Raw genomic sequence first — 19,925 nt, forward strand, 5'->3', positions numbered from 1 at the left:
GTTGCGCGGGCGCTGTCGCGCGCCATGCAAGCGCCGCGCCAATTGCTTGAAGTTTAAAGAAATTGCAGAATTGCCTCGGTGCATCGGGCCGGATTCGCTATTGTCCTTGCAGGACACCGCGAATTGCTTGAAGCTCAAAGCAATCGGTCCGACCGAAACCCGCCGCGGAGGCATGATCGCAGCATGATCCTCGATTCCGAAACCAAGGCCGTCGAGCTGCCCGACGATCACGGCACCGAGCTCAGGCTGTGGCTGAGGCTGTTGACCTGCACCACGCTGATCGAAGGCGAGGTGCGCAGCCGCCTGCGCGAGAAATTCGACGTCACGCTGCCGCGTTTCGACCTGATGGCCCAGCTCGACAAGGTGCCGGACGGCATGACGCTGTCGGACCTGTCGAAGCGGATGATGGTGTCGAACGGCAACGTCACCGGGCTGGTCGAGCGCCTGGTTGAATCGGGCCATCTCGATCGCCGCACCTCGGAGACCGACCGCCGCGTGCAGTTCATCCGGCTGACCAAGACCGGCCGGGCCGAGTTCCGCAAGATGGCGGCCGAACACGAGAAATGGATCGCCGATGTCTTCGGCGACCTCTCGCCGAAGGATATCCGCGAGCTGATGCGGCTGCTCGCCAAGGCCAAGGGCTCGGCGCAGCGCTCGGCCAAGGCGCGGACCGCGTAACGCCGTGGCCGGGATCGATTACGAAGTCGAATACAACAACCGGGCGCGGGTGCTGGAAAACCCGGCGATCATGGCCGGCTGGGCGCGGGACTCCGCGGCGTACCGCGAGCAGCATCCGCCGCGGCGTCTGAGCTATGGTCCGGGCGAGCGCAACTTCATCGACCTGTTCGAGGGCGATCGTGATGGGCCTCTCGTCGTGTTCATCCACGGCGGCTACTGGCAGGCGCTCGACGGCTCGTCGTCGAGCCATTGCGCGCGCGGCCTCAATGGCCACGGCATCAGCGTCGCGGTGCCGAGCTACGATCTGTGCCCCAATGTCTCGGTCGGCGACATCATCGGCGAGATGCGTGCGGCGTGCCGCGAACTGGCGAAGCTCGGCCGGCAGCTGGTCGTGTCGGGACATTCTGCCGGCGGACACCTTGCCGCATGCATGCTGGCGACCGATTGGCCCGCCTGTGATGCGTCGTTGCCGAAGAACCTGGTCAGGGCTGCTTACGCGATATCAGGCCTGTTCGAGCTCGAGCCGCTGGTCGGCACCTCCATCAACAAGGCGCTCGGCCTCGATCGCGACGCAGCAAGGGCGGCGAGCCCGCTGCTCTGGAAAGCACCTGCCGGCACGACGCTTGATGCGGTGGTTGGTGGCGCCGAGAGCGCCGAATATCACCGGCAGAGCCGGACCATCGCCGATGTCTGGGGCGGCGCGGGCGTTGCCACGCGGTTCGGCATCGTGCCCGACGCCAATCATTTCACCGCGATCGCGCCGCTCGCCGACCCGGCGTCGGACATGGTCGCGCGGTTGAAGCAGCTCACGCAGATCTGAGGCTCTGAGGGATCGCCGGCGACAGCCGAGTGATTTCCACGCGACATCTACCCTTGCGCCAAATTATTTTAAGTATAAAATGATTGGCGATTGGAACGCTGCCGGGCGTCCCCGATATCAGTCGTCTCGACGTTGGTCTTTGGCCTTTCTGGATGGAAAGCGAGGGGCAATCGAATGTCAGGTGAATTTCCCGGGCTCGGCCCATCCGGGCATGTCGACGATTTCGCGCGGCGCAACCTGCCGCCGTTTCAGCAATGGCCGCAGCTGCTGCTCGACCGGCCGGAATTCAAATATCCCGACTATCTCAACGCCGCGGTCGAACTGACCGACCGGATCGTCGAGCAGGGCATGGGCGATCGTATCGCGCTGATCGGCAACGGCCGGCAGCGCACCTACAAGGAATTGACCGATTGGTCGAACCGCCTGGCGCATGCGCTGGTGGAGAATTACGGCGTCAAGCCCGGCAATCGCGTGCTGATCCGCTCGGGCAACAATCCGGCGCTGGTCGCGGCCTGGCTCGCGGCGACCAAGGCCGGCGCCGTCGTCGTCAACACCATGCCGATGCTGCGCGCCGGCGAACTGTCCAAGATCGTCGACAAGGCCGAGATCGCGCTGGCGCTGACCGACAGCCGCATCGCCGACGAGCTGGTGGCTTGCGCCAAGACCAGCAAATTCCTCAAGCAAGTCGTCAATTTCGACGGCACCTCCAATCATGACGCTGAGCTCGACCGGATCGCGCTGAACAAGCCGGTCAAGTTCGATGCGGTGAAGACCGGCCGCGACGATGTCGCGCTGCTCGGCTTCACGTCGGGCACCACCGGCGAACCCAAGGCGACGATGCACTTCCACCGCGATCTCCTGATCGTCGCTGATGGTTATGCCAGGGAAGTGCTCGAGGTGACGCCCGACGACGTGTTCGTCGGCTCGCCGCCGCTTGCCTTCACCTTCGGCCTCGGCGGGCTCGCGATCTTCCCGCTGCGCTTCGGCGCCACCGCGACGCTGCTGGAGAACGCGGCGCCGAGCGAGATGATCCGGATCATCGAGACCTACAAGGCGACGATCTGCTTCACCGCGCCGACCGCCTATCGGGCGATGATGGCGGCGATGGACAAGGGCGCCGACCTGTCGTCGCTGCGGCTCGCGGTCTCCGCCGGCGAGACGCTGCCGGCGCCGGTGTTCGAGAGCTGGACCAGGAAGACCGGCAAGCCGATCCTCGACGGCATCGGCAGCACGGAATTGCTGCACATCTTCATCACCAACCGCGCCGGCAGCGCCGTCGCCGGCACCACGGGTACGCCCGTGACCGGCTACCAGGCGAAGATCGTCGATGAGGACATGAACGAGCTGCCGGCGGGGCAGGTCGGCAAGCTGGCGGTGCGCGGCCCGACCGGCTGCCGCTATCTCGCCGACGCCAGACAAACGAAGTATGTCCGCGACGGCTGGAACATCACCGGCGATGCCTTCGTCAGCGACGAAAACGGCCGGCTGTCGTTCGTGGCGCGCGCCGACGACATGATCATCTCGGCGGGCTACAACATCGCCGGTCCCGAGGTCGAGGCGGCGCTGCTCGGCCATCCCGATGTCGCCGAGTGTGCCGTGATCGGCGCGCCCGACGAGGAGCGGGGACAGATCGTCTCGGCCTTCATCGTACTGAAGCAGGGCGCGCGCAGTGACGATGTCGAGGTCAAGCTGCTGCAGGATCACGTCAAGGCGACGATCGCGCCGTACAAATATCCCCGCGCGATCGCTTTTGTCGAGGCGTTGCCGAAGACCCAGACCGGGAAGATCCAGCGCTTCAAGCTGCGCGAGGCGAGCTAAAAATCGGGCGACGGCTTGAAGCCGTCGCCCCGGACATCGTAATCAATGAGATCAATGCGCGCCGGCGCCGCCCGCCGCGCTCTTTGGCTTGCCGGTCAGAACGATCGCGATCGCAGCGAGCGCCAGCACGACGCCGATCACGGCGAAGGCGTCACTGAAGCCGAGCACCAGCGCCTGACGCTTCACGATGTTGCCGATCGCCACGATCGCCTGGCTGTGCGCGGTGGCGGGGTCGGCGACGCCGTGGCTGAGGAAGTAGTTGGTGACCTCGGCGATCCGGGTCCGCACCTCGTCGCGGCCGAGATGAACGGACTGGCCGATGATGTTGGAGTGGAACTGCTCGCGCTTGGTGACAATGGTCGAAAGCAGCGCGGTGCCGATCGCGCCGCCGAGGTTGCGCATCATGTTGGAGATGCCGGAGGCCGCCGGCGCATCCTGCGGCGCGACGCTGCCGAGGCTGATGGCGGACAGTGGCGCCAGCGTAATCGCCTGGCCGACCGCGCGAACGATGTTCGGATAGAAGAACTGGTCGCCAGAATAGTCGAGCGACATCTGGATGTTCATGAAGGAGGAGACCGCGAACAGCGCCATGCCGGTGAACGCGATCAGCCGGGCATCGAAGCGCTGCATCAGCTTCGGCACCAGCGGGATCAGGATCAGCTGCGGCAGGCCGGTCCAGGCCAGCACCTGGCCGATCTGCTCGGCATTGTAGCGCTGCACCTGGCCGAGATAGGCCGGCAGCAGATAGACCGAGCCGAACAGCGCAAAGCCGACGAACACCGCCGAGATCGTGCCGAAGCCGAAGCTGCGTTGGGTCAGCAGCCGCAGCCGGAGCAGCGGCTTCTCGACGACCAGCTCGATCCAGATGAACAGGGTCAGGCTGACCGCGGCGATCACTGCGAGCTTGACGATGAAGGGCGAGCCGAACCAGTCGTCCTTGTTGCCTTCCTCCAGCACCGCCTGCAGCGACGACAGGCCGACCGCCATCGTGATGATACCGAGCCAGTCACCTTCGCGCAGCAGATGCAGCTGCATCGGCTGGCGCTCCAGCGTGAAGGAGAGGGTGGCGACCATGACCGCGGTTGGGATCACGTTGACGAAGAAGATGGTCTGCCAGCCGTAATTTTCGGTCAGGTAGCCGCCGATGGTCGGGCCGATCGCCGGGGCAAAGGTCACAGCGAGCGCGAACATCGCCAGCCCGATCGGCTGCTGCACCTTCGGCAGCTTGGTGAACACCAGCGTGAAGGCCATCGGGATCAGCACGCCGCCGAAGAAGCCCTGCAGGCCGCGCATCGCGATCATCGATGGCAGATCGTGGGTGAAGGTACATGCGACCGAGAAGGCCGCGAACAGCGTGGCGAAGGTGATCATGATCTTGCGGAACGAGAACACCCGGCTGAGGTAGTCGGTGAGCGGGATCACCACGATCTCGCCGATCAGATAGGACGTCGAGATCCACGAACCGTTGTCGACGCCGGTTCCGATGCCGCCCTCGATGTTGAGCAGCGAGGCGTTGGTGATCTGGATGTTGAGGATCGCCATGAAGGCGCCGATCATGGCCGCCAGGATCGAGACCCAGACGGTCACACTTGCGCGATTGGGATCTACGGCGGCGCGGGGCGCGGCGGCAGAGGAGGAGAGCGCGAGGTCGGACATGACATCACCTATTTGAACGAGGCGACAGCGAGCTTCGGCGTGGCTTTGGCTTGCGGAGCCTGCTCGGCAGGATGTGAAAGCGTCGCAATGGAGGGGATCACCGACATGCCCGGCCGCAGATCGACATTGGTTGCGTCGAGCACGATCTTCACCGGGATGCGCTGCACCACCTTGGTGAAGTTGCCGGTGGCGTTATCCGGCGGCAGCAGTGCGAACTCCTGGCCACTGGCCGGTGCCAGGCTGTCGACATGGCCGCGCACGACCTGGCCGGGGAACATGTCGACCTCGATCTCGACCGGCTGGCCCTTGCGGACATTGGTGAGCTGCGTCTCCTTGTAGTTCGCGATCACATAGGCGCCGGTGGCCGGCACCAGCGACATCAATTGCGTGCCGGCCTGGACGAACTGGCCGGTGCGCAGCGTGCGGTTGCCGACCACGCCGTCGATCGGCGCAGTGATGGTGGTGTAGCCAAGATTGAGCTCAGCCTGGTTTTGCAGGGCGGTGGCCCGTCCCAACGCCGCAACCGCCTGGGCGATCTCGGCCTTGAGCAGCTCCACCTGGCGCTCGGCGGAAGCGAGGTTTGCGGTGTCGCGGGCGATAGCGGCCTGCGCGCTGGCGTAGCGCGACTGCGCCTGCTGCGCGTTCTGCACGCTGCCATAGCCGGTGCCGGCGAGGTCGGTGTAGCGCTTGTTCTCCTGCTCCGCGAAGGTCTGCGTCGCGGTATCCACCGCAAGGGTCGCGCGTGCCGCTTCGATCACCGAGTGCTGCACGTCGAGCTGGGCACGCTTGCTGGTGATCGCGGCTTCGGCGGCAGCGACGTCGGCCTTCGACTGATCAAGCGCGACCTTGAAATCGCGCTCGTCGATCCGCGCCAGGATCTGCCCGGCACGCACATGCTCGTTGTCGCCCACCAGCACCGCGCTGAGATAGCCGGAGACCTTCGGCGCGATCGTGGTGTTGTCGGCCTTCACATAGGCGTCGTCGGTCGAGACCTGAAAGCGGCCGACCGTCCAGTAATCCCAGCCGTACCAGCCGCCGCCCGCGAGAACGGCAGCGGCCGCGCCGGCGAGGAGGAGGCGGCGAAGCTTGCCCTTGGCGGCAGGGGGCTTGGCCGTTTCCGGGTTGGCGACCAATTGCTTGGCGGTTGCGGCCGGAACCGGGCTCTCGGCCTTGAAAGACGTTTCATGCTGGCTCATGGCAGTGGCTCCTGGAAGCTCTATATCCCTCTGGGAAACCTTGCGGATTTCGCTCCAGGTCGCCTGGGATAATTAGGAAACTTGATGTTTTCCAAAATATCCCCCATATTTGGAGTGTCAATAGAATGACAGGCATCATCTAAAAGCATGGCTTGCCGATGAACCGGAATGACAAAGCTCAGACTGAGCAGAACCTGGCTGTGCCGGAGCGGCGCGGCCGCGGCCGGCCGCAGCTCCGCTCCGACGACGAGACGCGCGCGCTGATCTACGAGGCCGCGCGGCGCGAGTTCTCCGAGCGCGGCTTCGCGGCGGCAAGCATCGCCGACGTCGCCTGCCGCGCCGGCGTCTCCACCAAGACCCTCTACCGGCTGATCCCGACCAAGCTGGCGCTGTTCGAAGGCATGGTGACTGACCGGGTCGACCGGTTCGTCTCCATCGTGAATCTCGGCGCCTGCGACGGCCGCAACGTCGCTGCAGCCCTGGAGACCGCCTTGCTGACCTGCGCCGAGCTCATTCTCGATGCCGAGGTCATCGCCCTGCAACGGATCATCCTGGCCGAGAGCGACAAATTCCCCGACATTGCCGAGACGTTCTACGAGAAGGCGATGCAGCGGACCATCGCCGCACTGGCGAGCTGGCTCGGCGTGCAGCAGCGGCGCGGGCGGATCGTGCTCGATGATGCTGAGGCTGCCGCAGGCATGCTGCTCGGCATGCTCGTGTTCAAGCCGCAACGCGACGTCATGTTCGGGCACAAGCCCGCGCCACTGCACAGCGAGATGGAAGCCCGCGCGAAGGCCTGTGCGGCACTGTTCCTGTCCGGATGCGCCGCGCCGGCCGACCAGATCAAGAAGAGCGGAGAGGCATGATGCCGGAGCCAGCCGCGCTTTGGTCCTGAGCGGGCCGCCTTACTTGGCTGCTACCGCTGCTGCGGGGGGCTGCGTCAGCACCTGGCGGATCATCCGGGCCAGATCGGCCTTGCGATACGGCTTCGGCAGCAGCGTCACGTCGGGGTCGAGACGGCCGTGGTGGATGATCGCGTCCTCGGTATAGCCGGAGGTGAACAGCACGCGAACCGAGGGCAGCTTGGCAGTCACGGCATCGGCGACCTGCCGGCCGTTCATGCCGCCGGACATGATGACGTCGGTGAACAGCACGTCGCAGACAAAGCCCTTCTCGACGGCGGCCAAGGCTTCGGGGCCGTTGGCGGTGACCATGGTGCGGTAGCCGAGCTGCTCGAGCTGGGCGCTGACGTAGTTGCGCACCAGCGGATCGTCCTCGACGACCAGGATGGATTCATGGCCGCCGCGGGTGTCGACCGCCGGCGGCGGTTCGACATCAACCATGTCGCCCATGCTGCGCGGCAGATAGAGCTTGATCGACGTGCCATGGCCTTCTTCGGAATAGATCTTGAGGTGGCCGTCTGACTGCTTGATGAAGCCGTACACCATGCTCAGCCCGAGGCCGGTGCCCTTGCCGGTGTCCTTGGTGGTGAAGAACGGCTCGAACACCTTGTCGCGGATGGCCGCGGGGATTCCGCCGCCGGTGTCGCTGACCGCGACCATCACGTATTCACCCGCGCGCACATCGGGGTTGGCCGCGGCATAGACCTCGTCGAGGATGACGTTGCTGGTCTCCAGCATCAGCTTGCCGCCGTCGGGCATCGCATCGCGGGCGTTGACGGCGAGATTGAGCAGTGCGGTCGCCATGTGGTTGGGATCGATGAAGGCCGGCCAGGCGTCCGGCTCGAGCGCGGTATCGATCTCGATCTGCTCGCCCAGCGACGGACGCAGGAGCCTTGCTGTGTCCTGCACCAGCGTATTGAGATCAGCTTCACGCGGCTGCAGCGGCTGCTGCCGCGAGAAGGCCAGCAGATGCTTGGTCACCTCAGCGCCGCGGAAGGCGGCGTCGCTGATCATTTTCGTCACCGACGACAGCGCGGCGTCGTGCTCGACGGCTTCGGCGAGGATGTCGATCAGGCCGGTGATGACGGTCAGGATGTTGTTGAAGTCATGGGCAATGCCGCCGGTGAGGTGGCCGACGGCCTCCATCTTCTGCACCTGGCGCAGCTTCTGCTCGGCTTCGAGCTGCTCGCGGGCGACCTCGACCTCGCGGGCGCGCATGAAGATCTCGGCTTCCATCTGCTCGGTGCGCTCGCGCAGCCGGTCGGTCAGCTCGGCCTGCTCGGCGCCGCGCTGCTTCAGCTGGATGAAGCTGGTGACGTCTTCGACCCGATGGATGATGTAGATGAACTGTCCGGTCGGCCCGAACACCGGCGTGTTGCGCGGGCTCCAGTACTTTTCCTCGAATCCGCCGCCCTCCGACTCGGGCTTGCGGATGTCATATTTCTGCACCGACATGGTGTCGGGACGGCGGAACTGGACCACGCGTTCGAGCGAGGTGCGCAGGTTCCGCACGCCGTCGGCGGCCGGATCGTCCGGATTGTCGGGAAACATCTCGAACAGGTTGCGCCCGAGGACCGCTGCGCGCTCGGTCCTGGTGGCACGCAGATAGGCGTCGCTTGCTGCCACGATACGGAAGTCGGGCTGGGTCAGCACCAGATAGAGGCCGGGCGCCGCCTCGAATAACGCCTTGAAGTCAGGCATCGGCGGGGACTGATTTTGCAGTTCATCCTCCCTCGCAGGGATACGGTCCGCCACTGACCGCACCCAAGATGTGGCACGCGTTTGCCGGAACTTCAATGGTTAACATACGGTACCGGCTCGATTTTCTCGATCGCGCATGCATCGGGGCTAGTGCGAATTCGGCAGGTAGCGCCAGCCCTCCTTGCCGAGGAAGTCCAGCATCGCCTGTGCGGGCGGCAGCAGGATCTTGTCGGTGCGCCGGATCGCATGCCACTGCCGGACGATCGGCAGGCCCTTCACCTTGAGCACCACCAGCCGACCGTCCTCCAGCTCGTGGAACACGGTGTGCTGTGAGATGAAGGCGATGCCGAGCCTGGCCATCACCGCCTGCTTGATGGTCTCGTTGCTGTCCATCGCCATGCCGAGCTTCGGCTCCAGCCCGACCCGCTCGAAATATTGCTGCATCAGCATCCGCGTGCCGGATCCCTGCTCGCGGGTGATGAAGGTTTCATTGGCGAGCTCCGGCGGTGAGACGTGGCGCCGCCGCGCCAGCCGGTGATCGGGCGCCGCGATGATGAAGTGCGGATGGCGGCCGAGCGGCTTCATCTCGACCTCGACATCGGCCGGCGGCCGGCCCATCACGGCGATGTCGAGGTCGTAGCCGCGCAGCGCGTCGCGGATTTCCTCGCGGTTGCCGATCCGCAGCGTTACCTCGATCTTGGGAAAGCGACGCGAGAACGCGGCGATCGCAAACGGCACGAAATACTTCGCGGTCGAGACCGCGCCCAGCGCGACGCGGCCGCCGCTGCGGCCGGCGATCATGTCGAGCGATTGCTCGCAATCCTTCAGCGCCGCCTCGACCCGCTCGACCAGCGTCAGCACATGCGCGCCGGCATCCGTCAGCGCCATGCCGTCGCCGGTACGCTGGATCAACGGCAGCCCCGCGAGCGTTTGCAGGTTGCGAAGCTGCAGCGTCACCGCGGGTTGCGTCAGGTTGAGGCGGTTGGCCGCCGACGTGATCGAGCCTGCCTCGTGCACGGTGGACAATGCGCGCAGCTGGCGAATGGTGAGATCTCGCGTGAAGTTGCCGGCCATGCCCAGCTCCATAAGAAATACTTTGCTCGGACCAAAGATAATAAAATTTCCCTAATTGGGCAATTCGCACGTTGATACGGCGAAGGCGACTCCCCTGAGATCGCCTCTCGAAGCCTCGGGACAGAGGGCGCGATCATAGGGAGAGGCCGGTGGAAATTCGTCCAGCATTGCATGCCCATCTGGAGTGGCCGACGCAGCATAATCCGTTGCGCGCCGCGACCGTTGCGGCGATCGAGGCGCTGGCCGGTGCCGCGCTCGAGCTGTCGCGCATCATTGCCGCCGGGCCGCTCGCCGGCATCGTCGGCGAGAGCGGCGGCGTCAATCCCGACGGCGATCGCCAGAAGACCATCGACATCGTCGCCGACCGCCTGATGCGCGACGCGCTGCGCACCGCGCCGGTCGCCGCGGTGCTGTCGGAGGAGGCGGAGCTGCCGGAGACACTCGATCCGGATGCGCCGCTCTGTGTCGCGATCGATCCGCTCGATGGCTCGGCCAATCTCGAAAACAATATCTCGATCGGCACGATCTTCTCGATCCGGCCGAAGGGCAACGACATCATCTCGACCTTCTTCGAGCCCGGCACGGCGCAGTGCGCCGCCGGCTGCTTCATCTATGGTCCGCAGACGGTGCTCGTGCTGGCGCTGGACCGGCGCGTCGACCGTTTCACGCTGGATCCGCGGACCGGCGAGTTCGTGCTGACGGCGCGCGATCTGCGGGTGCCGCAGGACACGCCGGAATTCGCCATCAATGTCTCGAACCGGCGGCACTGGAGCGGCCAGGTGCGCAATTACATCGACGAGTGCCTGGCCGGCGTGAACGGCGAGCACGGGCAGGACTTCAACATGCGCTGGATCGGCTCGCTGGTGGCGGAAGCCTACCGCATCCTGATGCGCGGCGGCGTGTTCCTGTATCCGGCGGATGCGCGCCAGGGTTACCGCGAAGGCCGGTTGCGCCTGCTGTATGAAGCGCATCCGATCGCGCTGATCATGGAGTGGGCTGGCGGCGCGGCGTCGAGCGGCCGCTCGCGCATTCTCGAACTCTCGGCACGCACGCCGCATCAGCGCGTGCCGCTGATCATGGGATCGGCGCGCGCCGTGCGCGCCGTCGATGCGATCCACCTGACCGTCGAGCCGTTGTTCGAGAGCAGCGATGCCCCGCTGTTCGCGCGGCGCGGCCTGTTCCGCTGAAGGGGGAGCCCATGTCTCGCAGGCACCCCATCATCTCGATCACCGGCTCGTCGGGCGCCGGCACCACCTCGGTGAAGAAGACGTTCGAGAACATCTTCCGCCGCGAGAACGTGGTCGCGGCCTATATCGAGGGTGATGCGTTCCACCGCTACGACCGCGTCGAGATGCGCAGCATGATGGTGGAGAAGGCGGAGCGCGGCAACAAGCACTTCAGCCATTTCAGCCCCGACACCAATCTGTTCGAGGAGCTGGAGAGGCTGTTCCGCGACTATGCCGAGACCGGCACCGGAACGACGCGGCACTATGTGCATGACGAGGAGGAATCGCGGCTCTACGGCGCCAAGCCCGGCACCTTCACCGCGTGGGACGCGCTGCCGGAGAATTCGGACCTCTTGTTCTACGAGGGCCTGCATGGCGCCGTGGTCACCGACAAGGTGAACGTCGCGCAGCACGCGGACCTCAAGATCGGCGTCGTGCCGGTCATCAATCTCGAATGGATCCAGAAGCTGCACCGCGACCGCAGCCACCGCGGCTATTCGACCGAGGCGGTGACCGACACCATCCTGCGCCGGATGCCGGACTACGTGAACTACATCTGCCCGCAATTCACCGAGACCGACATCAACTTCCAGCGCGTGCCGACGGTCGACACCTCGAACCCGTTCATCGCGCGCTGGATCCCGACCCCTGATGAATCGATGGTCGTGATCCGGCTGAAGAACCCGCGCGGCATCGATTTTCCCTATCTGCTCTCGATGATCCCCGGAAGCTTCATGTCGCGCGCCAACTCGATCGTGGTGCACGGCGCCAAGCTCGACCTCGCGATGCAGCTGATCCTGACCCCCCTGATCCTGCAACTGATCGAACGAAAGAGGCGCACGATATGACGACCGCACTTGCGTCCGTTGCGAGCCGCCCGGAAATCAGCCACGACGAGATGGCCAACGCCATCCGCTTCCTCGCCATCGACGCGGTGGAGCAGGCGAAGTCCGGCCATCCCGGCATGCCGATGGGCATGGCCGATGTCGCGACCGTGCTGTTCACCGACTTCCTGAAGTTCGATCCCGCCGATCCGGCCTGGCCCGATCGCGACCGCTTCGTGCTGTCGGCCGGTCACGGCTCGATGCTGCTCTACGCGCTGCTTTACCTCACCGGCTACGAGAGCATGACGCTCGATCAGCTCAAGGCGTTCCGGCAGTGGGGATCGCAGACCCCGGGGCATCCGGAGTATGGCCATACGCCTGGTGTCGAGACCACGACCGGGCCGCTCGGGCAGGGTATCGCGACCGCGGTCGGCATGGCGCTCGCCGAGCGCCTGATGAACGCCCGCTTCGGCGACGATCTGGTCGACCACTATACCTATGTGATTGCCGGCGATGGTTGCCTGATGGAGGGCCTCAGCCATGAGGCGATCTCGCTCGCCGGCCATTTGCGGCTCAATCGCCTGATCGTGCTGTTCGATGACAACCGGATCTCGATCGATGGTGCGACCTCGCTGTCGTGCTCGGACGACCAGGCGGCGCGGTTTGCGGCCAGCGGCTGGAACGTCTGCCGCCTCGACGGCCACGATCCGCAGGCGATCACGGCGGCGATCAGGCAGGCCCGGGCGAGCGATCGTCCCTCGCTGATCGCGTGCCGGACCGTGATCGGGTTCGGTGCGCCGAACCGGCAGGGCAGCGAGAAGGTGCATGGCGCGCCGCTCGGCACCGACGAGGCGGCGAAGACCCGCAGCGCGCTGCGCTGGCCGTATCTGGCCTTCGAGGTTCCCGATGCCGTGCTGGCCGAGTGGCGCGAGCTCGGCGGCCGTGGCCGCGACGCGCGGCGCGCCTGGATCGAACGTTCGCGTGCCGCCTGCAAGGGTGAACGGTCGCCGTTCCACGACGCGCTGAACCGGAAACTGCCCTGCGCCTATACCAAGGCGATGGCCGCGCTCGTCGAGCGCTTTGCGACCGAGCGGCCGAAACTCGCGACGCGGCAGGCCTCGCAGCAGGTCATCGATGTGATCGCGCAAGCCTTGCCGAACCTGCTCGGCGGCTCGGCTGACCTCACACACTCCAACCTGACGCAGGCGAAGTCGCAGGTTCCGGTGCGGCAGGATATGCTCGACGGCAGCTACATCCACTATGGCATCCGCGAGCACGGCATGGCGGCGGCGATGAACGGCATCGCGCTGCATGGTGGCTTCATTCCCTATGGCGGCACCTTCCTGTGCTTCGCCGATTACAGCCGGCCGGCGATCCGCCTCGCGGCGCTGATGGGGATCCGCGTCATCCATGTGATGACCCATGACTCGATCGGGCTCGGCGAGGACGGGCCGACGCATCAGCCGGTCGAGCATCTCGCCGCGCTGCGCGCGATCCCGAATGTGCTGGTGTTTCGTCCGGCCGACGCGGTTGAGACCGCGGAAGCCTGGGACTGCGCGCTGAAGGCGGAGACCTCGCCGTCGATCCTCTGCCTGTCGCGGCAGGCGCTGCCGACGATCCGCGACGGCAGTAGGGACAACCAGGTCGCGCTCGGCGCCTACGTTCTGGTCGAGCCGTCCTTCGCGCGTGACGTCACCCTGATTGCAACGGGTTCGGAGGTGGCGATCGCGCTCGAAGCCGCAAGGCTGCTGGCGGAAGGGGGAATGCAGGCCGCGGTCGTCTCGGCTCCGTGCTTCGACCTGTTCCGCCAGCAGCCGAGCGACTATCGCGCAAGAGTCCTGGGCAGCGCGCCGCGCGTCGGCGTCGAAGCCGCCGTCGAAGGCGACTGGGCGCGCTGGCTCGGCGACGACGGTGCGTTCGTGGGCATGACCGGCTTCGGCGCGTCCGCGCCGGCCGACGTGCTCTACCGCGAGTTCGGCATCACGCCTACGGCAGTCGCCGCAACCGCAAAACAGCTCATCCAACGGGCGAATTGAAAGGAGGACGCCACGATGGCGCGGATCACCCTGAGGCAATTGCTGGACCACGCCGCGGAGCGCGGCTACGGCGTGCCGGCCTTCAACATCAACAACATGGAGCAGGGCCTCGCGATCATGGAGGCGGCGGCCGCCTGCGATGCGCCGGTCATCATCCAGGCGTCGCGCGGCGCGCGGTCCTATGCCAACGACATCATGCTGGCGAAGATGATCGATGCGCTGGAGGAGATGTATCCGCAGATCCCGCTCTGCCTGCATCTCGATCACGGCAATGAAGAGGCGACCTGCGCCACCGCGATCCGCTACGGCTTCACCTCGGTGATGATGGACGGCTCGCTCAAGGCCGACGCCAAGACCGCAGCCGACTATGACTATAATGTCGACATCACCCGCCGCGTGGTCGATATGGCGCACTGGGTCGGCGCGTCGGTCGAAGGCGAGCTCGGCGTGCTCGGCTCGCTCGAGCATGGCGGCGGCGAGCAGGAGGACGGTCACGGCGTCGAAGGCAAGATCAGCCACGACCAGTTGCTCACCGACCCCGACCAGGTGGTCGATTTCGTCCGCGCCACCAAGGTCGATGCGCTCGCGATCGCGATGGGCACCTCGCACGGCGCCTACAAATTCACGCGCAAGCCGGACGGCGAGATTTTGGCGATGCGCGTGGTCGAGGAGATCCACACCCGGCTGCCCAATACGCATCTGGTGATGCACGGCTCGTCCTCGGTGCCGCAGGCGCTGCAGGACGTGTTCAACCGGTTCGGCGGCGAGATGCCGCAGACCTGGGGCGTGCCGGTCGAGGAGATCGTGCGCGGCATCAAGCACGGCGTGCGCAAGGTCAACATCGACACCGATTGCCGGCTGGCGATGGCCGCGGCCTTCCGCAAGGTCGCCGTGCAGTCGAAGAGCGAGTTCGATCCGCGCAAGTTCCTGAAGCCCGCGATGGATGCGCTGCGCGAACTCTGCCGCGACCGCTTCGAGCAATTCGGCACCGCGGGCAATGCCGCGGGGATCAAGGTGATTGGCCTGCCGGAGATGGCCCGACGCTACCGCGCCGGCGCGCTCGATCCGCAGATTGGAAACATGACCCAGGCCGCCTGAGCAATTGGCCGGCGAAAGACAGGAGAATGAGATGAACATGCAGCAGTCGATCACCGTGCGCGGCAAGGATCGCTACAAGTCCGGCGTGATGGAATACAAGCGGATGGGCTACTGGGAGCCGAACTACGAGCCCAAGGACACCGACGTCATCGCGCTGTTCCGCGTCACACCGCAGGATGGCGTCGATCCGACCGAAGCTTGTGCTGCGGTGGCCGGCGAATCTTCGACCGCGACCTGGACCGTGGTGTGGACCGACCGGCTGACCGCTGCGGAGAAGTACCGGGCGAAGTGCTATCGCGTCGATCCGGTACCGAATTCCCCGGGCAGCTACTTCGCCTATATCGCCTACGACCTCGATCTGTTCGAGCCGGGCTCGATCTCGAACCTGACCGCATCGATCATCGGCAATGTGTTCGGCTTCAAGCCGCTCAAGGCATTGCGGCTCGAGGACATGCGGCTGCCGACCGCCTATGTGAAGACCTTCCAGGGACCTGCGACTGGCATCGTGGTGGAGCGCGAGCGGCTCGACAAGTTCGGCCGTCCCTTGCTCGGCGCCACCGTGAAGCCGAAGCTCGGTCTGTCCGGCCGCAATTACGGCCGCGTCGTCTACGAGGCGTTGAAGGGCGGGCTCGACTTCACCAAGGACGACGAGAACATCAACTCGCAGCCCTTCATGCATTGGCGCGAGCGCTTCCTGTACTGCATGGAGGCGGTCAACCGCGCGCAGGCCGCGACCGGCGAGATCAAGGGTACCTACCTCAACGTCACCGCGGCGACCATGGAGGACATGTATGAGCGCGCCGAGTTCGCCCATGAGCTCGGCTCCAACATCGTCATGATCGACCTCGTGATCGGCTACACCGCGATCCAGTCGATGGCGAAGTGGGCGCGCAGGAACAACATGATCCTGCATCTGCATCGCGCCGGCCACTCGACCTACACGCGGCAGCGCAGCCACGGCGTCTCGTTCCGGGTGATCGCGAAATGGATGCGGCTCGCCGGGGTCGACCACATCCATGCCGGCACCGTGGTCGGCAAGCTCGAGGGCGACCCGAACACCACGCGCGGCTACTACGACATCTGCCGCGAGGACTTCAATCCGATGCAGCTCGAGCACGGCGTGTTCTTCGATCAGAACTGGGCGAGCCTCAACAAGCTGATGCCGGTCGCCTCCGGCGGCATTCATGCCGGCCAGATGCACCAGCTGCTCGACTTGCTCGGCGAGGACGTCGTGCTGCAATTCGGCGGCGGCACCATCGGCCATCCGCGCGGCATCCAGGCCGGCGCCACCGCCAACCGCGTCGCGCTGGAGGCGATGATCCTCGCCCGCAACGAGGGGCGCGACTACGTCCATGAAGGGCCGGAGATCCTGGCCAAGGCGGCGCAGACCTGCACGCCGCTGCGCGAGGCGCTCGACGTCTGGAAGGACGTCACCTTCAACTACGAGTCGACGGACGCCCCCGATTTCGTTCCCACGCCGAGCATGGCGGTCTGACAGGAGTTTTTCATGCGCGTGACCCAAGGCTGTTTCTCGTTCCTGCCGGATCTCACCGACGAGCAGATCGTAGCGCAGGTGCAATACTGCCTCGACAAGGGCTGGGCGGTGAACATCGAGTTCACCGACGACCCGCATCCCCGCAACACCTATTGGGACATGTGGGGCCTGCCGATGTTCGACCTGCGCGATGCGGCCGGCGTCATGAAGGAGCTCGCCGATTGCCGGCGGGTCTATGACAACCGCTACATCCGGATCTCCGGCTTCGATTCCAGCCATGGCTGGGAGTCGGTGCGGCTGTCCTTCATCGTCAACCGCCCGCGCGAGGAGCCCGGCTTCCGGCTCGACCGCCAGGAGGCCGCCGGCCGTAACCTGCAATACGCGACCCATTCCTATGCGGCGGTCCGCCCGGAGGGCGAACGCTACGCCGATCAGTGACCGCGTCCGGTTGGCAAGCCAGGCGGGTTGCTCCCTCGACCGTCTGGCCCGGATGCACTTCTCCGTCGTCGTCCGCTGCGACGACGGAGCTTTTCTTGAAGCGAGAGGATGATGACCCAGGTGCAGGAACAAATCCGCGAGACGCCGCCCGAGAGCATCGACCTGCGACATGAATTCGCCGACCTCGGCATAGGCGACGTGCTCGACCAGCTCGATTCCGAATTGATCGGCTTGAAGCCGGTGAAGACCCGCATCCGGGAGATCGCATCGCTGCTGCTGGTCGAACGCATCAGGCGGAAGATGGCGCTGGCGACGACCTTCCCGACCCTGCACATGTCGTTCACCGGCAATCCCGGCACCGGCAAGACCACGGTCGCACTGCGGATGGCCGGCATCCTGCACAAGCTCGGCTTCGTGCGCCGCGGCCACGTCATCAGCGTCACGCGCGATGACCTCGTCGGGCAATATATCGGCCATACCGCGCCGAAGACGAAGGAGATCTTGAAGAAGGCGATGGGCGGCGTGCTGTTCATCGACGAGGCGTATTACCTCTATCGTCCCGAGAACGAGCGCGACTACGGGCAAGAGGCGATCGAGATCCTGCTGCAGGTCATGGAAGCGCAGCGCGAGGATCTGGTGGTGATTCTGGCCGGCTATGGCGACCGCATGGAGAAGTTCTTCCAGAGCAATCCGGGGTTCCGGTCGCGCATCGCACATCACATCGACTTCCCGGATTATTCGGATGGCGAACTGCTGTGGATCGCCGAGCTGATGTTGCAGCAGCAGAACTATCGTTTCTCGCCGGAAGCCCGCGAGGCCTTTACCCGGTACATCGGCATCCGCAAGGAGCAGCCGCTGTTCTCCAATGCGCGCTCGATCCGCAACGCGCTCGACCGCATCAGGCTGCGTCAGGCCAACCGGATCGTGGCCAAGCTCGACCGCACGCTCACGGCCGACGACGTGATGTCGATCGAGGCCGGCGACGTGCTGGCGAGCCGCGTGTTCGCAAAGGGCGCCGTGGAGGCGGGCGAGGGGCGATGAACCCGGCCCTCGCAGCGATCCGGACTGCCGGAATGAGCGACATCATCGCGGGCGCGCGCCTTGATCTTCGATGTCGACGGCACGCTCGCCGAGACCGAGGAGGTGCATCGCCGCGCCTTCAACGATGCGTTCGCCGCGGCCGGCCTCGACGTGTTCTGGGACCAGGTCACCTATGGAAGGCTGCTTCGCGTCGCCGACGGCAAGGAGCGCATCCGCGCCTTCGACGACTGATGACCACTGCCGCCGTCGGGCCGCAGTTCCGAATAATTTATTCGTGCGATTAAATAAATTGACCTTGCATCTATAGAATAGTGGGGGCACCTTCAGCCAGAAGCCGTGCCGAACCATCAGAAATTGTGGTGGTCGGTATCGGACGACAGCAGTTCTGGGGGAACGCGCCTCATGATCCTCGGCGTCTGGGTAAATTTATTCAGCTGATGAATAAATTGTGCTTGCTTCCGCGAGACAGGTCGGGGCACCATCCACCAAAGGTTGCCAGGAGCAGTGCCAAGCCACCAGAGGAGGTTCTGGGGGCGTCGGTGCGTGCCAGCAATTTCGGGGGACCGCGCCTCATGATCCTTCACGTCATTCGGACCGCTCGTTCGTCTCACCGCATGACTTGCGGCTGATCCCGGCATTGTAGGATCGATATGGTTGATCGTGCGGAGTGAGCATGGCGCTGTTGACGGGCTTGAGCGACATTCCGCGATTTCGGTTCGTGACGGCACTGGCGCCGATCCGACATCGCCGTAGATCTGTGACCAACCAATGATAGCCGTCGATTGACACTGTCCAAAACAACGGTACCCAACTCAAAAAAGCCAAGGGAGTGACGCATGTTCAGATTGAAGGTCTCGTTGATCGCATTGGCGCTGGCAGGTCTCGCCGCGGCGGCACCGGACGCGCTCGCCCAGAGCAAGCCGACCATCGGCATCGCGATGCCGACCAAGTCCTCGGCGCGCTGGATCGACGACGGCAACAACATGGTCAAGGTGCTGAAGGAGCGCGGTTACGGCACCGATCTGCAATATGCCGACGACGACATCCCGAACCAGCTTTCCCAGGTCGAGAACATGGTGACCAAGGGCTCCAAGGTGCTGGTCATCGCGGCGATCGACGGCACCACGCTGTCTGACGCGCTGAAGCAGGCCAAGGCGCAGGGCATCACTGTCATCGCCTATGACCGCTTGATCCGGGATACACCGAACGTCGACTACTACGCGACCTTCGACAATTTCCAGGTCGGTGTGCTGCAGGCGAGCTCGATCGTGAATGCGCTCGGCCTGAAGGACGGCAAGGGGCCCTTCAACATCGAGCTGTTCGGCGGCTCGCCCGACGACAACAACGCCTATTTCTTCTACGACGGCGCGATGTCCGTGCTGAAGCCGTACATCGACAGCGGCAAGCTGGTGGTGGCCAGCGGCCAGATGGGCATGGACAAGGTCGCGACCCTGCGCTGGGACGGCGCCACCGCGCAGGCGCGGATGGACAATCTGCTCAGCGCCTTCTACGGCAAGAAGCGGGTCGATGCGGTGCTGTCGCCCTATGACGGCCTTTCGATCGGCATCATCTCCTCGCTGAAGGGGGTCGGCTACGGCAGCAAGGACCAGCCGATGCCGTATATCAGCGGCCAGGATGCCGAGGTGCCGTCGATCAAGGCGATGCTGCGCGGCGAGCAATACTCGACCATCTTCAAGGACACCCGCGATCTCGCAAAGGTCACCGCCGACATGGTCGATGCCGTCTTGAGCAAGAAGGAGGTCACCGTCAACGACACCAAGACCTACAACAACGGGGTCAAGGTGGTTCCGTCCTATCTGCTCAGGCCGGTCGTGGTGGACAAGACCAATTGGGAGAAAGTCCTGATTGACAGCGGCTACTATAAGCGTTCGCAATTCGACTGAGGCGGGTGAGCCGGACGC

16 protein-coding genes and 1 pseudogene are annotated in these 19,925 nt (G+C 65.0%); 13 read left to right on the forward strand and 4 right to left on the reverse strand.

All coding sequences use genetic code 11. The annotated features are described in order from the left end of the window. Positions 1-183 precede the first annotated feature (183 nt). From JQ507_10835 to JQ507_10845, 3 genes are all read left to right on the forward strand, one after another. Positions 184-678 (forward strand): MarR family transcriptional regulator, encoded by a 495-nt coding sequence (locus JQ507_10835; protein ID QRI71926.1) that lies wholly within the window; start codon positions 184-186, stop codon positions 676-678. A gap of 4 nt (positions 679-682) precedes the next feature. Then, positions 683-1,498 carry an alpha/beta hydrolase gene (locus tag JQ507_10840; protein ID QRI71927.1) on the forward strand — a complete coding sequence of 272 codons (816 nt, stop codon included), beginning with the start codon at positions 683-685 and terminating at the stop codon, positions 1,496-1,498. Between the two features lie 174 nt (positions 1,499-1,672). Next, positions 1,673-3,316 carry a benzoate-CoA ligase family protein gene (locus JQ507_10845; GenBank protein ID QRI71928.1) on the forward strand — a complete coding sequence of 548 codons (1,644 nt, stop codon included), beginning with the start codon at positions 1,673-1,675 and terminating at the stop codon, positions 3,314-3,316. A gap of 51 nt (positions 3,317-3,367) precedes the next feature. Here JQ507_10845 and JQ507_10850 read toward each other — a convergent pair whose 3' ends face one another. Then, entirely contained in the window at positions 3,368-4,903 is a 1,536-nt protein-coding gene (locus JQ507_10850; protein QRI73288.1) for a multidrug efflux MFS transporter, read from the reverse strand. A 77-nt stretch (positions 4,904-4,980) separates the two neighbouring features. After that, the gene (locus JQ507_10855; GenBank protein QRI71929.1) at positions 4,981-6,168 is read right to left on the reverse strand and encodes an HlyD family secretion protein; all 1,188 of its coding nucleotides are present in this window, start codon (positions 6,166-6,168) and stop codon (positions 4,981-4,983) included. Positions 6,169-6,326: 158 nt separating this feature from the next. Between JQ507_10855 and JQ507_10860 the strand changes: the two genes are divergently transcribed. After that, entirely contained in the window at positions 6,327-7,034 is a 708-nt protein-coding gene (locus JQ507_10860) for a TetR/AcrR family transcriptional regulator (GenBank protein ID QRI71930.1), read from the forward strand. 39 nt (positions 7,035-7,073) lie between these two features. Here JQ507_10860 and JQ507_10865 read toward each other — a convergent pair whose 3' ends face one another. Continuing rightward, entirely contained in the window at positions 7,074-8,771 is a 1,698-nt protein-coding gene (locus tag JQ507_10865; protein ID QRI71931.1) for a response regulator, read from the reverse strand. A 147-nt stretch (positions 8,772-8,918) separates the two neighbouring features. Then, positions 8,919-9,845 carry a LysR family transcriptional regulator gene (locus tag JQ507_10870; protein ID QRI71932.1) on the reverse strand — a complete coding sequence of 309 codons (927 nt, stop codon included), beginning with the start codon at positions 9,843-9,845 and terminating at the stop codon, positions 8,919-8,921. 167 nt (positions 9,846-10,012) lie between these two features. On the opposite strand from JQ507_10870, the gene JQ507_10875 reads away from it, so the two are divergent. The 9 genes and pseudogenes from JQ507_10875 to JQ507_10915 all read left to right on the forward strand — a co-directional run bounded on the left by JQ507_10875 (position 10,013) and on the right by JQ507_10915 (position 19,907). Further along, a complete protein-coding gene (locus JQ507_10875; protein ID QRI73289.1) occupies positions 10,013-11,032 on the forward strand; it encodes a class 1 fructose-bisphosphatase in 1,020 nt (339 codons plus the stop codon). 11 nt (positions 11,033-11,043) lie between these two features. Beyond that, positions 11,044-11,919 carry a phosphoribulokinase gene (locus tag JQ507_10880; protein ID QRI71933.1) on the forward strand — a complete coding sequence of 292 codons (876 nt, stop codon included), beginning with the start codon at positions 11,044-11,046 and terminating at the stop codon, positions 11,917-11,919. Next, positions 11,916-13,931 carry a transketolase gene (gene tkt, locus JQ507_10885; protein ID QRI71934.1) on the forward strand — a complete coding sequence of 672 codons (2,016 nt, stop codon included), beginning with the start codon at positions 11,916-11,918 and terminating at the stop codon, positions 13,929-13,931. Before JQ507_10880 ends, tkt begins: the two co-directional genes overlap by 4 nt. Before the next feature lie 15 nt (positions 13,932-13,946). Further along, on the forward strand, positions 13,947-15,029 hold the full coding sequence (locus JQ507_10890) for a fructose-bisphosphate aldolase class II (GenBank protein QRI71935.1): 1,083 nt from the start codon (positions 13,947-13,949) through the stop codon (positions 15,027-15,029). 31 nt (positions 15,030-15,060) lie between these two features. After that, positions 15,061-16,524, forward strand: coding sequence for a form I ribulose bisphosphate carboxylase large subunit (locus JQ507_10895; protein QRI71936.1), 1,464 nt, complete (start codon positions 15,061-15,063; stop codon positions 16,522-16,524). A 12-nt stretch (positions 16,525-16,536) separates the two neighbouring features. Continuing rightward, positions 16,537-16,962 carry a ribulose bisphosphate carboxylase small subunit gene (locus JQ507_10900; GenBank protein QRI71937.1) on the forward strand — a complete coding sequence of 142 codons (426 nt, stop codon included), beginning with the start codon at positions 16,537-16,539 and terminating at the stop codon, positions 16,960-16,962. Between the two features lie 111 nt (positions 16,963-17,073). Further along, positions 17,074-18,003 carry a CbbX protein gene (cbbX, locus tag JQ507_10905; GenBank protein QRI71938.1) on the forward strand — a complete coding sequence of 310 codons (930 nt, stop codon included), beginning with the start codon at positions 17,074-17,076 and terminating at the stop codon, positions 18,001-18,003. Then, a pseudogene (locus JQ507_10910) lies at positions 18,000-18,228 on the forward strand (HAD family hydrolase). The gene cbbX and the pseudogene JQ507_10910 overlap by 4 nt, the downstream one beginning before the upstream one ends. A gap of 611 nt (positions 18,229-18,839) precedes the next feature. Continuing rightward, positions 18,840-19,907 carry a sugar-binding protein gene (locus JQ507_10915; protein QRI71939.1) on the forward strand — a complete coding sequence of 356 codons (1,068 nt, stop codon included), beginning with the start codon at positions 18,840-18,842 and terminating at the stop codon, positions 19,905-19,907. The last annotated feature ends 18 nt before the right edge of the window (positions 19,908-19,925 follow it).

Origin of the sequence: Bradyrhizobium sp. PSBB068 (assembly GCA_016839165.1) — a bacterium.
GTDB lineage: Bacteria > Pseudomonadota > Alphaproteobacteria > Rhizobiales > Xanthobacteraceae > Bradyrhizobium.